This is a genomic window from Actinomyces succiniciruminis (assembly GCF_900002405.1).
GTDB classification, from domain to species: Bacteria; Actinomycetota; Actinomycetes; order Actinomycetales; family Actinomycetaceae; genus Actinomyces; species Actinomyces succiniciruminis.
Window position 1 is genome coordinate 32,014 of sequence record NZ_LK995498.1, and the last position, 14,317, is coordinate 46,330.

Sequence of the window (14,317 nt, forward strand, 5' to 3'; positions counted from 1 at the left end):
GGATGGGCGTCGACGTGCCCTCAGCCTAATTCAGGCATTGGTGTAACAGTGCTCGGCTCGGTTGTGATCATGGAGCGCCGCGGTGGGGTGATTCGCGTTCGTCGTCCGCCGCTTCGACGGCGTGGTGGGCTTCGACGCCGTTGGCGGGGCTAATGCCGTGATCGTGCAGAAGCGGTGTCCGGGTGCCTGGCCGCCCCCAACCGCCGCGCCATAACCTCGGTGCATCCGGGGCATCCCGAGACGGCTGCGGCTATCGCCCGCGGGCAATCCCGCCCGCGGCGCCTGCCGGCCGCAACGAACTCAGCACCTCGAGGAACCCTCCAAGGACGGAGAGAGGACGGATACATGACTATCAAGAAGGGCGTCTCCCTGTACTCGCTGCAGGACGCCTACGGACGCGGCGGCCTCGGGCTCGAGGGCACCGTCGCCGCCGTCGAGGACATGGGAACACAGGGCATCGAGATCCTGTCCGACGAGATGATCCGCGGCGCCGCGCGTGCCAGCGAGGAGACCCTCGCCGAATGGGACACGATCATGGAGCGGCACCCGCTCGAGCGCGTCTCCAATGACATCTTCATCAATTCCTCCCTGTACAAGAACCGCTGGCTGACCCTGGAGGAGCAGGTCGAGCTGCTCAGCGCGGACCTGCGCCTGACCCACCGGCTGGGCTTCCCGCTGGTGCGCATCGTCTCCCAGACGGACCCGGCGGTGATCCGCCCGACTCTGCCGCTGGCGGAGAAGCTGGGCATCACCATGGCGGTCGAGGTGCACGCCGGCATGAGCTTCGATCACCCCATGACGGAGGCCTGGATCAAGGAGATGAAGGAGGTCGACAACCCGCACGTCGGACTCGTGGTCGACTTCGGCATCTACTGCCAGCGGCACCCGCGGGTGTCCACGAACTACTTCCGCGAGACTCTCGGGGTCAACGAGGACGTCATCAAGTACATCGACGACATCTTCGCCCGCGGCATCGACCCGCGCCAGTTCTTCCCCCGCAACCCGGACAACCCCGACGACTACGAGTTCCCGGAGGAGCTTACCCGGCACTTCCACACCTTCCAGGACCGTTTCTACGCCATGATGTCCACCGGGTATGAGAACACCTCTCTGGACACCCTGGACGAGTACCTGCCCTATATCAAGTCCTTCCACGGCAAGTTCTGGGAGGTCACCGATGAGGGCGAGGAGTACTCCATCGACTACGGCCGCATCTTCACCCGGCTCAACCAGCTGGGCTTCGACGGCTACGTGTGCAGCGAGTACGAGGGGCAGCGCTTCGTACTGCCGGGCGAGCCCATCACCGACCTCGAGCAGGTGCGCCGTCACCAGGAGCTCATGGAACGGCACTTAAGCGACGGCAAGAACGGCGGCGCCGACGCCGCCCAGAACGACGGAAAGTGAGCAGCACCCATGTTCGACGGATACATCTTTACCGAGAACTCCCTGGCGAACGTCGAGGAGGACGGCAAGAGCATCGGCTTCCAGATGCGCACCCGCATTCCCTACTACCGCGGCATTCCGCTGTCGATGGTGCACGACGTCGAGGTCGAGGTGGACGGTGAGGCCGTGCCCCGCGAGGACATCCGCTTCACCGCCGACGACGGCAAGCACTGGTTCACCCTGGGGGAGATGGAGACGGTCACCTTCTTCCGCTGGGAGTACGCCGACGAGGCCACCGTGCGCGTGCTGCACGAGGGCGGGCTCGCCCCCGGTGAGCACGAGGTACTGCTGCGGGTCTCGGCGCGCGTGGCCTATATCCCCGTGCCCTTCTCCGGCGAGATGAAGCGCACGGTAACCGTCTGAGCCGGCCCAGGCGCATCCCGACGACGGCGGCCCGGTTGGCTCCTCGCCACCGGGCCGCCGTCGTCGAACGCCAGATTCCGCAACCGCCCACAGCCCCGACCATTCCGAAAGCCGAAGGAGACTTTCCCATGAACCGTATCGACAGCCGCCACCTGGTGGTCGGGGGACGCCCCCGGCTGCTGCTGGGCGGGCAACTACACAACTCCACCAGCTCCGACATCGAGGCCGCCCGCGTCGCCTTCGACCGGGTGGCCGAGCTCGGCGGCAACGCCGTCACCGCCACCGCCAGCTGGCACCTGGTGGAGCCCCGCGAGGGCGTCTACGACTTCACGGGCGTGGACGCGCTGATCGACCTGGCGCGCGAGCGCGGCCTGGCGCTGACCCTGCTGTGGTTCGGCGCCTTCAAGAACGCCGCCTCCACCTACGCGCCCCGCTGGGTGCGTGCCGACACCGGGCGCTTCCCGCGCGCGGAGGCCGGCGCCGACGGCCCCACCGGTGCCTTCACCCGACCCGGCACCCCCGTGCTGTCGGTGTTCTCTCCGGCTCTGCTGGAGGCCGACCGGCGCGCCTTCACCGCCTTGGCTCGCCACATCGCCGAAGTGGACGCCGACGGCACCGTGGTCATGGTGCAGGTGGAGAACGAAACGGGCCTGCTGGGCGCCTCCCGCGATCATGCGGCGGACGCCGAGGCCGCCTGGTCCGCCCCGGTGCCGACGGCGCTGCTGGACTGGCTCGCCGCGCACCCCGAGGCCACCGGCACCGCCTCGCGGCTGTGGCGCGAGCAGGGCTCACCCGCCGCGGGCAACTGGCCCCAGGTGTTCGGGGACGGCCCGGGCGCCGACGAGGTCTTCATGGCCTGGGGCTTCGCCTCCTACTGCGAGGCGCTGGCCGCCGCCGCGGCCGAGCACCTGGACGTCGCCTACTACGCCAACGCCTGGCTGGGCCCCCAGCCGGGGCAGGAGCTACCGGGCCAGTACCCCAGCGGTGGGCCCGTGGCCGGCGTCGTGGACGTGTGGAAGGCGGCGGCGCCGACGCTCGCCCTGCTCGGCCCCGACATCTACGTCGACGACGTCAAGGGCGCCGTGGCCGGATACGTGCGGGGGGACAATGCGCTGCTGGTGCCCGAGTCGCGGGTGGCCGTCGGCAACGTCTTCTGGGCCGTCGGCTCGGGGGCGGTCGGCTTCAACGTCTTCGGGGTGGACGACCTGCGCCCAGACGGACAGTTCGCCGCCGCCTACCACCTGCTCACCGGGGCGGAGGGTGTGATCGTGGCGGCGCAGCGCGAGGGCCGTATCCGTCCGGTGCTGCTGGAGGCGGACGAGACCGCCGTCGTCGAGCTGGGCGGCCTGACCTGGACCGTGCGCGGCGCCGCCGACGTGCTGAGCAAGATCTTCCTCGATGCCGGCGTACAGGTGCGCACGCAGGCCCGCGGCGAGCAGGAGAACCTGGAGGAGGCGCTCATGCCCGCCCCGGCGGACACGCGCGCCATGGGCGTGCTGATCGACCTGGGAGAGGATGAGGTGTTGGTGATCGGTCAGGGCCTCATGTTGGAGGCGGCCGGTGCCCCGGGTGAGATCGTGGAGATCGACGACGCCGTCGAGGGCCGCTACGAGGCGGGGGAGTGGGTGAGTGGCCGCAACCTCAACGGTGACGAGCGCCTGAACCTGATGCCGCTGGACCACCTGGCCGCCGTGCGGGTGCGCGTGCTGCGGCGCTGAGAACGGCGACGCGCCGTCTTCACCACCGTCGACAGCTAGGGCGTGAAGGACAGTCCCCAACCGGTGGACGGGGGAGCCTGAGGACCACGCCCTGGGGACCTCCCGGGGCGGGTGGTCGACCAAGGTCCACGCCGCCGCCGATGCCGCCTGCGGGGTCCTGACACGTCTCCTGACTGCCGGGCAGGCAGCCGACTGCCCGATAATGATCCCCGTCCTGCAGGCCATCCGCGTCAAACGCCCCACATTAGGGCGGCCCCGCACGCGCCCTCAGATGGTGCTGGCCGACAGGGCCTACTCCTCACGCACGAATCGTGACTGGTTGCGCGCCCACCACATCAACGCCACCATCCCCATCAAGGCCGACCAGGCCGAAAACCGCCGCCGACCCGGCATCGCCGGGGCAGGCCGCCGGCCTTCGACCCTACGGCGTACAAGGACCGCAACGCTGTGGAACGCTGCTTCGGCCAACTCAAGCAGAACCGGGCCATGGCCACCAGGCACGACAAACTCGCCGTCCGCTACCAAGCCATCACCCACATCGCCAGCATCGGCCACTGGCTCAAACGACTTACATAACACGCCCTAGTTTGAGTGTGCTGCGTGCGCCCGTCGAGGACGCGGAGTCGCCTTCGTGAGCACGCTCGCGCTGTTGGGAGCGTCGTCCCGGAGCCGGGTTGTCGACGCGGGTGCCTCCGGGCGGGCCGGTCGTGTGCTCAGCGAGGATTGGTGTGCGCAGTCAGGCGAGCAGGGCGTTCCCGCGGTGTCGGGGCCCGGTTGCCGACAGTCGAAGGGGGCGAGTGGGTCTTGCACCGCCCCGGTTGGACCGCCCACGCCCCGTTGGACCGCCGTAACCGGCGGCTACGGCGGTCCAACGGGGGAACAGGGGTCCAACGGAGGAACAGCGGTCCAACTGGCAGGTTCGACGGCCACGTACACAGACACCCAACCGCGCACCGCCACCCAAGCACTTACGCAACAGGACCAAATGCGGGCGTGACGAACGGTGGTGTCAGCTACGCACTCATGCTTCTGTTTCGACGGGGTGCGACGTGCTGGCCTGTCTGGATTCGTTGGCGTTGTCGATCGCGGCGAGTGCGCACGCGAGTACTTCCTCCGAGGTGAAACGCTCCGTGGTTGTCTCCATCTCGACTTCCGCCGCGGCCAGCGCCTCGGTGATCTCCCGGTTGAGCGCGAGCGCCTCGTAGTGCTCGATGCTCATCACCACCATGTCACCAACCCCATTGCGGGTCAGGAAGACCGGGCGATTGTCCTCATGGACGGTTGCGGAGATCTCCGTGAATTTGTTGCGCAGGTCCGAGATCGGACGGATGACGGGCACGGGTGTCTTCTCTCATCAGCGGCGATCTATCATGAAGATGATAGTAAGCTGGCGAGGTCGGGGTGGTTTGGCTCGTGACAACGCACGGTTTCGGTGCGTCACTGGTTCCGGTCTCGACGAAATGGGGCGGGAAGCGGTAGGCGAAAGGCGATCACGCGTCCTGACGACGGTGGGTGAGTAGCTCCTGCACCCCCACCGGGGAGCCGTGGGAAAGCCAGACGTGCATTACGTGAGCGGACAGCAGGCGGTCGGTGACCATGCGGCAAGCCCCTGCCAACGCGTCGTCCTCGTTGCCCATGCGCACGCGCAGGCGCTCGGAGGTGGCCGGCAGGACGCGACGGCGCAGAGCCTGACCGACCGCGCGGGAGAAGAACTCGCCGGCCTCTGCCACGCCGCCGCCCAACACGACCTCCCCGGGGTTGTATGTGGTGGTCAGTACCGCCAGCACCACGGAGAGTCGGTCCGCGGCCTCGGTCAGCAGTCGCATGCACACGGGGTCGCCCTCCGCCGCGCCGCGGAAGACGTGTTCGCAGCGGATGCCTCCGGATTCGTCGAGTCGGCGCAGATAGGAGGAGCGCTTCAGGGCCTGCGGGGTCACGGCCGCCTCCTCCATGGCGCCGCCGGAGAGCGTCGTCTCCAAGCACCCCTTGCGTCCGCAGCGGCAGGCGCGTCCCCCCGATCCCGTCATCTGGATGTGGGCGATCTCCCCGGAGGCCGCAGCGGCACCGCGGTGCACCTGCCCGCGGGAGACGATGCCCATGCCGAGCCCCAGGCTGAGGCGGACATACAAAAGGTCCTGCGGGGCGCCGATGCGCTTCGCGGCGGCCAGCGCCAGGACATTGACCTCGTCGTCGACCCAGACCGGCAGGCCCAGCGCCTGTGCCAGTCGGCTGCGCAGCGGGAAGCCGGTCCAGCTCAGGGTATCGGAGGCGCCGCCGGTCCTGGCCGTAGCCGGGGCGATCAGACTCCCATCGCGGAAGTCCACGGCCGTCGGGATGCAGGCGCCCACGCCCCAGGTAGGTGGAAGCTCGGGGTGGCGGTCACGCAGCGCGGTCAGATGCTCCAGGGCGTGCCGGGTGACCGTCTGTGGATCGCTGAGAATGCCCTCCTCCCAGCTGACCCGATCGAGAATCGCGCCGCTCAAGTCCGTCAGTGACGCGGTGCTGGAACGGTAGGAGATCGACAGGACCAGGATTGTGGCCGCGGACGGATTGAAGCGCCACATCTCCGGGGCGCGCCCGCCGGTTGACACGCCCCGGCCGGCGGGAGAGAGCAGCCCGAGCTCGACGGCGGTCTTGAGTCGCCGGTCGACGGCGTTCCGGCCCAGCGTCAGGGTCTCGGACAGGTCAGCACGGGAGACGCCTTGAGGATACTGGCGTGCCTCAGCGATGAGCTCCGCCAGTTGGGAGACGTGGGCGAAGGAGGGGGTGCGGAGCGGGACTGGTGTGCTCGTCTTTGTGCCCCGGGCTGGTGCTGAGGTGTCGGGCGGCTGCACGCCTTCGTGCTGGCTGTCTCGAGGTGTCACACAGGCAGTGTCCGTCCCACTTTCGTATGCGTCAACCGGAATAATGGCAACGATGTCGCGACTTATGCCTCAATCGTGCGAAACTTGAAGACGGCCGACGCGGCCCCGATAAACGGCTGTCGATGTGCTGAGGGTTTGTTGACCAGACCTGAGAGCTCGTGTGTCGGGGCGGGGGCGGAGTGGTCGTGTGAGTGCCGAAGGCTCAACCTTATGCACGGGCGGTGCGGAAGGAGGGGATGGTGTGCTTGTCGCCCGCAGCGACCCCGCGTTGACTGTAGCTCAGAACGTAACGAGGTGCGGACGTCGCAGTCCCTGGCCTCGGGAGTTCCGGGCAGAGCAGCCCGCACTTCGCATCACAGAAAGGCCCGTCATGACGACGCAGTCTGCGGCACCCGCCACGACGGGGGCCCAGGTCCCCCTCAAGGAGAAGATCTCCTTCGCCTTCGCCGAGTTCGGCTCCCAGTTCATCTGGACTACGGTCGGCTCGTACCTTCTCAAGTACTACACCGATGTAGCCCTGATCCCCGCGGTTGTTGCCGGGAATATCCTGCTGTTCGCGCGGGTGTTTGACGGCATTCAGGATCTCGGGTTCGGCTACATCGCCGAACGCACAAAGTCTAGGTGGGGTCGGTTCCGTCCGTATGTCATCTTCGGCGCGCCCGCCGTGTCCATAACGATGATCCTTGCTTTTTGGATGCCATTCAGCAGCAGTGGCGCCAAGGTTGCTTGGGCGGGTGTCACTTATGTGCTGCTGTGTTTTGCCTACACTGTCGCCAATATGGCGTATGGCTCGCTGGCTGGGGTTATGACTACCGACTCCGGGGAGCGCGTGACCCTTAACTGGATTCGTTCTCAGGGGAGCACGATAGCTCAGCTCCTTCTCCAGACTCTCACTCCGTTCCTCTTGCTGGCATTTGTGGCATCCGATGCCGCCAAGGATAAGGGTTTTGATGGTCGCTCCTACTTCATCACCATGGCCATCTACGGCTTGGTTGCCCTGCCGATGTTCCTCATAACCGGCTTCAATGTACGGGAACGCATCACCATGACGCCCGAGCAGCAGCAGATCTCCTTTGGTGCCACTGTAAAAGCGGTGCTGTCCAACGGGCAGCTTCTCGTTGTCTTCTTCTGCCTGCTCATCAATCTAATCGGGCTATTCGGTCGTATTGGTGTCATGTTCTTCTTCTGTGCTGATTTCCTCGGGAACCCGCTACTCATGGTTCCGGTGATGCTCGCTTTCCAGGTTGGCACGATGGTCGGACAATTCGTATTTCCGCCCTTTGCTCTCAAGCTGGGAAAGAGGAATATGCTCATGGCTTCTGTGTTACTGAGCGCGATCTTCCTGTTTCTCATCTTCTTCATTGGAGATTCTAGGGGGATGACCGTACTCTATATTCTCCAATTCTGCTATGGCGCATCTGGTTTTGCCGCTCCAATTGCCCTGTCCATGGTGCCGGACGCCGTCGACTACTACGAACTCAAGACGGGTGTTCGTGCGGACGGTACCTCCTACGCGGCGGTGTCCCTTTCCACCAAGATCGCGTCGGCCATCGGCGGTGCCATCTCCCTCTACATTATTGGATGGTTCGGTTATAACGGCGCGGCTGAGACGCAGGCTGCGAGTGCGCTGACCGGAATCAACGTCGCTGCAAACCTGATGCCGGCGATCATGGCAGTCATTGCCTTCATTCCGCTGCTGTTCTGGAAGTTGTCCACAAAGCGCATGGAGGAGATCGAGGCTGAGCTCAACGTCAAGCGGGCCGCCCAGGCCGAGGCGTTAGCACAGGGCCTGGACCGCGACGAGGCCGAGCGCCTCGCCGAGGCGGCGGAGCGCGCCGCCGAGGAACGCGGCGAGATCTAATTACGCCGCGGGCGGGTGCAGGCGGATGATCGGCCGCAGGGCCGGCACCCTCCTGCGCCCGCCCGACCCAGTCAACGCCGCACGACCATCCACCTGCTAACCCGCTCAACGAGGAGCCCTCCCGTGACCGCCGCCCCCGCCGCCAACCACCCAGCCACCAGCCCAAAGAGCCCCGCCGCACAGCTCACCGACGCCCGGCGCGAGCGCATCGAGTCCATCCTCGCGTCCCTTACCTGGGAGGAGAAGCTGGCGCAGGTGCAGGTCACCTTCAAGATGACCACCGAGGAGTGTCTGGAGGCGGCGCGTGCCGGTATCGGCGCCCTGTTTTGGCCCGGCAACGCGGCAGACGCCAACGCGATCCAGCGCGCCGCCGTGGAGGAGACCCCGCACGGCATCCCCCTGCTCATCGGCCTGGACGTCATCCACGGCCAACGCACCATCTTCCCCACCCCGCTGGCCATGGGCGCCTCCTTCTCCACCGCCGTCGCCCGCACCTGCGCCACCGTCTCCGCCGCCGAGGCCCGCTCCGGCGGCGTCACCTGGACCTACTCGCCCATGGTGGACGTCGCTCGCGACCCGCGCTGGGGACGCGTCGCCGAGGGCTTCGGTGAGGACCCCCTGCTGACCGCCGAAGTCGGCGCCGCCATGGTTGCGGGCTACCAGCACGAGCGCCTGGACGAGCCCGGCACCGTGGTGGCCACCGCCAAGCACTTCATCGGTTACGGCGCCGCCGAGGGCGGCCGTGACTACAACACCGTGGACATGTCCGACCAGCGGCTCCAGTCCGTCTACCTGCCGCCCTTCGCCGCCTGCGTGGACGCCGGTGTCGGCTCCGTCATGGCCTCCTTCAACACCGTGAACGGCCGCCCGGTGCACGCCAACCGCCGCCTGCTCACCGGCCTCCTCAAGGACGAGCTCGGCTTCACCGGCGCGATCGTCGGCGACGCCTCCGGCGTGGAGAACCTCATCCCCCACGGGGTGGCCGCCGACCTGCCCGACGCCGCCCGCATGTCGCTTTCCGCCGGGCTCGACATCGAAATGGGCGGGCACCTGCACGACCCGGACGCCCGCCCCGACCACCCCGCCCTCCTGGACGGCGACGACCCGGCCCTGGTGGCGCGCGTCGACGACGCCGTGCGCCGCGTTCTGGCCCTAAAGCTGGCCCTCGGCCTGTTCGAGAACCCCTACGTGGACCCCGCCGCCGAAATCACGGCCCCCACCCCGCAGCACCTGGCCTCCGCCCGCGCCGCCGCCGAGAAGTGCCCCGTCCTGCTCACCAACGACGGCTCCCTACCGATCGCCCCCACCGCCCGCCGCATCCTGCTGGCCGGCCCGGCCGCCACCCACACCGACCACCTGGGCGCCTGGGTGCAGCACTTCGCCGCCCCACCCACCCGCTCGCTCGCGGACGCGCTGGCCGCGGCCCTGGAGGCCCGCGCCGCCGACGCGGGCACGCCCGCCCCCGAGCTGACGGTGCTGGGCGGGCAGAACCCGCTCGGCATCACCGGGGACGAGGTCGACGCCGTCGCCGCGGCCGCCGCCGACGCCGACCTGGTGATCCTTGCCCTGGACGAACCCAGCCAACTCACCGGCGAGGCCACCTCCCGCGCCGACCTGCACCTGCCCGGCGACCAGGCCGCCCTCGTCCACGCCGTCGCCGCCACCGGCACGCCCCTGGCCGTGGTGCTCGTGGCCGGGCGCCCGCTGGTCGTGGAGGACTGGATCGAGGAGCCGGGCGCCGTCCTGGCGGCCTGGCACCTGGGCACTACCGGCCCGGAGGTCATCGCCGACCTCCTCACCGGCGCCGTCAACCCCTCCGGGCGCCTACCCATCGGCTTCCCCCGCCACTCCGGGCAGCTCCCCGCCACCTACGACGCCCACGAAAACACCGGCCGCCCCGCCACCCGCGGCGGGGAGATGGTCAAGCCCGTCTTCGACATGGGCCTGGACGGCCCCGCCAACCTCCAGGAGTTCTTCACCTCCAAGTACCGCGACCTGCCGCTCGGCCCCCGCTTCCACTTCGGCCACGGCCTGTCCTACACGAGCTTCGCCTACCGCGACGCCGCCCTGTCACGCACCACCATCTCCCGGGCCGAGCTCGACGCCGACGCCGCCGTGGAGGTCACGGCCGCCGTCGCCAACACCGGGGAGCGGGACGGTGAGGACGTGGTACTGCTGTTCACCCGCGACGTGCTCGCCTCGCTCGCCCCCGCCGTGCGCAGGCTCGCCGGCTTCCAGCGCGTCGCCGTCCCCGCCGGCGGCAGCCAAGCGGTCTCCTTCCGGCTGGACCGCAGCCACCTGGCGCTGTGGGATGACGATGGGGAGGGCTGGCGCGTCGAGCCCGGCGACTTCGAGATCCGCCTCGGGGACGACCCCGACGCCGAGCCCCTGCTGCTGACCGTCACCGACTGACCCCGCGCACAAGCACCTGCAAGCACGTACGAGGAGGTACGGCCCATGCGCTTCAACTCACCCGACGACCCCGTCGTCGTCACCGAGAGCCCCGAGAAGGTCGGCCGCGTCGCCGGCGTCCACGGCGAGCGGATTCACGTCCTGGACGGCCTGCCCCAGCGCGGCCCGGAGTGGACGCCGGCGGTGATGGCTCAGGCGGACCGCTACGACCTGCCCGTCGAGCCCGTCGACCTGCCCGAGGTGGCCCGCCGGGACGATGCGGCCCCCGGCCCGCACGGGGACGTCCCCGTACGCGTGTACACCCCGCACGAGCTCGCCGCCCCCGACGCCGCCGGCCGCCGCGGCGCCGTCGTCTGGATCCACGGGGGCGCCTTCATCTTCGGCGACCTTGACACCGCCGAGGCCGACCACACCGCCGCCCGCCTCGCCGACGCCACCGGGCTGCCCGTCGTCAGCGTCGACTACCGGCTCGCCGTCGACGGCGTCACCCACCCGGTGCCACACAACGACTGCTGGGCCGCCTACCAGTGGGTGCGCGCCGGCGGGCACGGACTGCCCACCGACCCGGCCAGGGTGGCGGTCGGCGGTGGCAGCGCCGGAGCCTGCCTGGCGGCCTCCGTCGGCCTGCACGGCCGCGACGCCGGACAGGCCCCCGCCGGCGTCTTCCTCGCCTATCCGCTGGTCCACTACCCGCTGCCGGGGCCCTCCGTCGAGCTCGCCGCCGTCCTGTCCACCCTGCCGCCGGTGCTGCTCGGCCCCGAGGGTGAGAACGACGCCCTGATGGCCCAGCTGCTGGGGCCGGAACTGACCGGCGTCGAGCACTTCGACTACGCCATGCCCGGGAACGCCGAGTCCCTGACCGGCTACCCGCGCACCTACATCGAGAACTGCGAGGCCGACGAACTGCGCGCCTCCGGGGAACGCTTCGCCGAGCAGCTCGCCCAGGCGGGCGTCGATGTGGAGCAGCACACCGTGCCGGGGGAGACCCACGGCCACCTGTCCGTGCCCGGCCTGCCCACCGCCAAGGCCACCTGCGCCCACTTCGCCGCCTTCATCGGCGACGTGCTGCGCTGAGCCCACCCCACCTCCCCCGACCACCCGCACGCTGTACACAACCGCCGTCGCACCACCGGAGTAACCAAATGACCACCACCGACATCCCGTGCGCCGCCCCCGCCTGGGGGCGTGGCATCGAGAACCAGCGCCGCGCCAACCTCGGCGACGGCACCTACCGCAACCCCGTCATGGGTGGGGACTACCCCGACCCCACCGTCCTGCGGGTGGGGGACCGGTACTACCTGACCTACTCCTCCTTCGAGTCCAGCCCCGGCATCGTGCTGTGGCGCTCGGAGAACCTGGTGGACTGGGAACCGGTCGGCCCCGCCTGCCCGGAGCCCTGGGGCAGCGTCTTCGCCATCGACCTGGTTGAACACGCCGGCCGCTACTACATGTACATCCCCTTCATGCCCACCTCCTGGTCGCGCGTGGACGCCCCCACCATCGCGGTGATGTGGACCGACGACATCGAGGGGACCTGGCACGGGCCCATCGACCTGGGCCTGCGCGGCTACATCGACCCCGGGCACGCCGTGGGGGAGGACGGCGAACGCTACCTGTTTTTGAACGGCATCGACCGGGTCCGGCTCACCCCCGACGGCCTGGGAACCGTCGGCGAGGTGGAGCACGTCTACGACGGCTGGCACTACCCGGATGACTGGGTGGTGGAGGCCTACTCCCTGGAGGGCCCCAAGCACGTGCAGCGGGACGGCTGGCACTACCTGGTCTCCGCCGTCGGCGGCACCGCCGGTCCGGCCACCGGGCACATGGTCATCGTGGCCCGCTCCCGCAGCATCGACGGCCCCTGGGAGAACATGCCCACCAACCCGCTGGTGCGCTGCACCGACGCCGCCCAGCCCTGGTGGTCCCGGGGCCACGGCACCCTGCTGGAGGGACCCGGCGGGCAGTGGTACGTCATCTACCACGCCTACGAGCGGGGCGCGCAGGGGCTGGGTCGGCAGATCCTGCTGGAACCGGTCGACTGGACCGACGACGGTTGGCCCGTCGCCCGCGGCGGCGACCTCACCGCGCCCCTGCCCCTGCCCGGCGGCGGCAGCCAGCAGCGGCCCCACGGCGTCGCCCTGTCCGACGACTTCCACGCCCCGGCCTGGGGCTGGCGCTGGACCTTCGACCGGCCGGGTGCCGACGAGACCGCCCGCGCGGCCTTCACCGAGGCGGGCCTGGTGCTGGCCGGGAAGGGCCAGGACCCGGCGTCGGCCTCACCCATGACCGTGCGCGCCCCCGACCGCTCCTACCGGGTTGAGGTCGGCATCGAACTGCTGGACGCCGCCCGGGCGGGAGAGGACGGCGGCCCGCAGACCAGAGCCGCGGAGGGCTCCGGCGGTGAACCGGGCACGTCCGGCGGCTCGGAGACCCCCGGGACGACGGCGGGCCTGCTGCTGTTCTTCAACCACCGGCTCTTCCTCGGACTGGAACTGGCCGCCGGGCGCCTGCAGGCGTGGACCGGCGGCACCCGCACCTGGGGGAGTCAGCCGCTGCCGGAGGGCACCCGCGCCCTGGAACTCGCTCTGGAGAAGCGCGAGCACATCGTGCAGATGTACTACCGCAGCCCCGGGCAGACGGAGTGGACCCACTACCCGCTCACCCTGGAGTGCTCCGGCTACCACGCCAACACCGCGAACGACCTGGTCTCGCTGCGGCCCGCCGTCTTCGCAGCCGGACCCGGCAGCGCCCGCATCACCGACTTCCGCTACCGGGCCCTGTAAGGGCCGCACGTAACAGCCAGGAGCACACAATGACCGCGCCCGCCGACCTGCGCCGACCCGCCACCCGCGCCGCCCTGACCCGGGCGCGCTTCGCCACCCCGGAAATGACCGACCGGCCCGGCATCCGCTGGTGGTGGCAGCAGCCGGTTCCGGTTGAGGCACTGCTCGAGGAGCTGCGGGCCATCGCCGCCGCCGGCTTCGGGGAGGTGGAGATCGCCTTCTCGCCCGGCTTCTGGGCCGACGCCGCCCAGCGTGAGGCGCTGGCCGCCGTCCTGGCCGAGGCCCGGCACCTGGGGGTGGGGGTGGCCATGACGCTCGGCGCCGCTTGGCCGCTGCAAACCCCCAACACCACCCGCGGCACCGCCTACGCCGCCCAGGAGCTCCAGTACGGGGTGAGGTGGGTTGAGGGCGAGGGCCGGGCGGATGCCCGGGGCGACGCCGGCCGGGCCGCCGCCGAGATTCATGGGCCCGGCGGTGGCCGCGGCGCGGTCACCACCCCCGTGCCCGCCCCCTTCGACGACGCGGAGCTGGCGCGCGGCGGGAAGCTGGTCGCCGTCGTCTCCGCCCGGGTGGTCCGACGCGGCACACCACCGCGGGTGGTGGACTCCGGCAACCCTTGGGGCAAGCCCACCAAGATCATCGAGCCCGAGCACTCCACCCTGCTGGACGAGACCACCCTGACCGACCTGACCGGGCAGGTGCGCGGTGAGGGGACCGGCGCCATCGTCGACTGGGAGCCCGGGCCGGGGCAGTGGGCGCTCATGGCCTTCTGGAGCCGCGACAGCGAGCAGGGGGTGACCAGCTTCCTGGACGCCGCCGCCGCTCGCGCCGCCCTGGCCTACCTGGATGAGCACCAGCTCGGGCAGGCGGGTG

At 69.7% G+C, this 14,317-nt stretch carries 11 protein-coding genes and 1 pseudogene; 10 read left to right on the top strand and 2 right to left on the bottom strand.

What is annotated here, in order from left to right; translation table 11 throughout:
- Positions 1–345: 345 nt before the first annotated feature.
- The 5 genes and pseudogenes from BN1056_RS07150 to BN1056_RS14680 all read left to right on the top strand — a co-directional run bounded on the left by BN1056_RS07150 (position 346) and on the right by BN1056_RS14680 (position 4,100).
- Positions 346–1,404, top strand: a complete 1,059-nt coding sequence (locus tag BN1056_RS07150) for a sugar phosphate isomerase/epimerase family protein (protein WP_210580055.1) — start codon at positions 346–348, stop codon at positions 1,402–1,404.
- Positions 1,405–1,413: 9 nt separating this feature from the next.
- Positions 1,414–1,806 (top strand): C-glycoside deglycosidase beta subunit domain-containing protein, encoded by a 393-nt coding sequence (locus tag BN1056_RS07155; protein WP_111820065.1) that lies wholly within the window; start codon positions 1,414–1,416, stop codon positions 1,804–1,806.
- A gap of 128 nt (positions 1,807–1,934) precedes the next feature.
- Positions 1,935–3,524: a DUF5597 domain-containing protein gene (locus tag BN1056_RS07160; protein ID WP_210580057.1), complete on the top strand. Its 1,590-nt coding sequence runs from the start codon at positions 1,935–1,937 to the stop codon at positions 3,522–3,524.
- Positions 3,525–3,615: 91 nt separating this feature from the next.
- Positions 3,616–3,933: pseudogene (locus BN1056_RS15065) on the top strand (transposase); the annotation flags it as partial.
- Positions 3,840–4,100, top strand: coding sequence for a transposase (locus BN1056_RS14680; RefSeq protein WP_244671570.1), 261 nt, complete (start codon positions 3,840–3,842; stop codon positions 4,098–4,100). The pseudogene BN1056_RS15065 and the gene BN1056_RS14680, both read left to right, overlap by 94 nt.
- A 445-nt stretch (positions 4,101–4,545) precedes the next feature.
- On the opposite strand, the gene BN1056_RS07170 is transcribed toward BN1056_RS14680, so the two are convergent.
- Both BN1056_RS07170 and BN1056_RS07175 read right to left on the bottom strand, forming a co-directional pair.
- Positions 4,546–4,863 (bottom strand): type II toxin-antitoxin system Phd/YefM family antitoxin, encoded by a 318-nt coding sequence (locus BN1056_RS07170; RefSeq protein ID WP_244671568.1) that lies wholly within the window; start codon positions 4,861–4,863, stop codon positions 4,546–4,548.
- Positions 4,864–5,014: 151 nt separating this feature from the next.
- Positions 5,015–6,388, bottom strand: a complete 1,374-nt coding sequence (locus BN1056_RS07175; RefSeq protein WP_210580058.1) for an ROK family protein — start codon at positions 6,386–6,388, stop codon at positions 5,015–5,017.
- 370 nt (positions 6,389–6,758) lie between these two features.
- Here BN1056_RS07175 and BN1056_RS07180 point away from each other — a divergent pair, with 370 nt between their 5' ends.
- From BN1056_RS07180 to BN1056_RS07200, 5 genes are all read left to right on the top strand, one after another.
- Positions 6,759–8,249, top strand: coding sequence for an MFS transporter (locus BN1056_RS07180; RefSeq protein WP_210580059.1), 1,491 nt, complete (start codon positions 6,759–6,761; stop codon positions 8,247–8,249).
- A gap of 123 nt (positions 8,250–8,372) precedes the next feature.
- A complete protein-coding gene (locus BN1056_RS07185) occupies positions 8,373–10,661 on the top strand; it encodes a glycoside hydrolase family 3 N-terminal domain-containing protein (protein ID WP_210580060.1) in 2,289 nt (762 codons plus the stop codon).
- Between the two features lie 45 nt (positions 10,662–10,706).
- Entirely contained in the window at positions 10,707–11,735 is a 1,029-nt protein-coding gene (locus tag BN1056_RS07190; RefSeq protein WP_210580061.1) for an alpha/beta hydrolase, read from the top strand.
- A gap of 68 nt (positions 11,736–11,803) precedes the next feature.
- Complete coding sequence (locus BN1056_RS07195) at positions 11,804–13,444, top strand: family 43 glycosylhydrolase (RefSeq protein ID WP_210580062.1); 1,641 nt, start codon at positions 11,804–11,806, stop codon at positions 13,442–13,444.
- Between the two features lie 29 nt (positions 13,445–13,473).
- Positions 13,474–14,317, top strand: an 844-nt coding sequence (locus BN1056_RS07200; protein WP_210580063.1) for a hypothetical protein, incomplete at its 3' end; no start/stop codon positions are given.

Excerpts from the sequence above, each read along its gene's own strand:
- BN1056_RS07150 (WP_210580055.1), top strand. The coding sequence starts at position 346 with ATGACTATCAAGAAGGGCGTCTCCCTGTACTCGCTGCAGGACGCCTAC.
- BN1056_RS07190 (WP_210580061.1), top strand. The coding sequence starts at position 10,707 with ATGCGCTTCAACTCACCCGACGACCCCGTCGTCGTCACCGAGAGCCCC.
- BN1056_RS07160 (WP_210580057.1), top strand. The coding sequence starts at position 1,935 with ATGAACCGTATCGACAGCCGCCACCTGGTGGTCGGGGGACGCCCCCGG.
- BN1056_RS07195 (WP_210580062.1), top strand. The coding sequence starts at position 11,804 with ATGACCACCACCGACATCCCGTGCGCCGCCCCCGCCTGGGGGCGTGGC.
- BN1056_RS07180 (WP_210580059.1), top strand. The coding sequence starts at position 6,759 with ATGACGACGCAGTCTGCGGCACCCGCCACGACGGGGGCCCAGGTCCCC.
- BN1056_RS07155 (WP_111820065.1), top strand. The coding sequence starts at position 1,414 with ATGTTCGACGGATACATCTTTACCGAGAACTCCCTGGCGAACGTCGAG.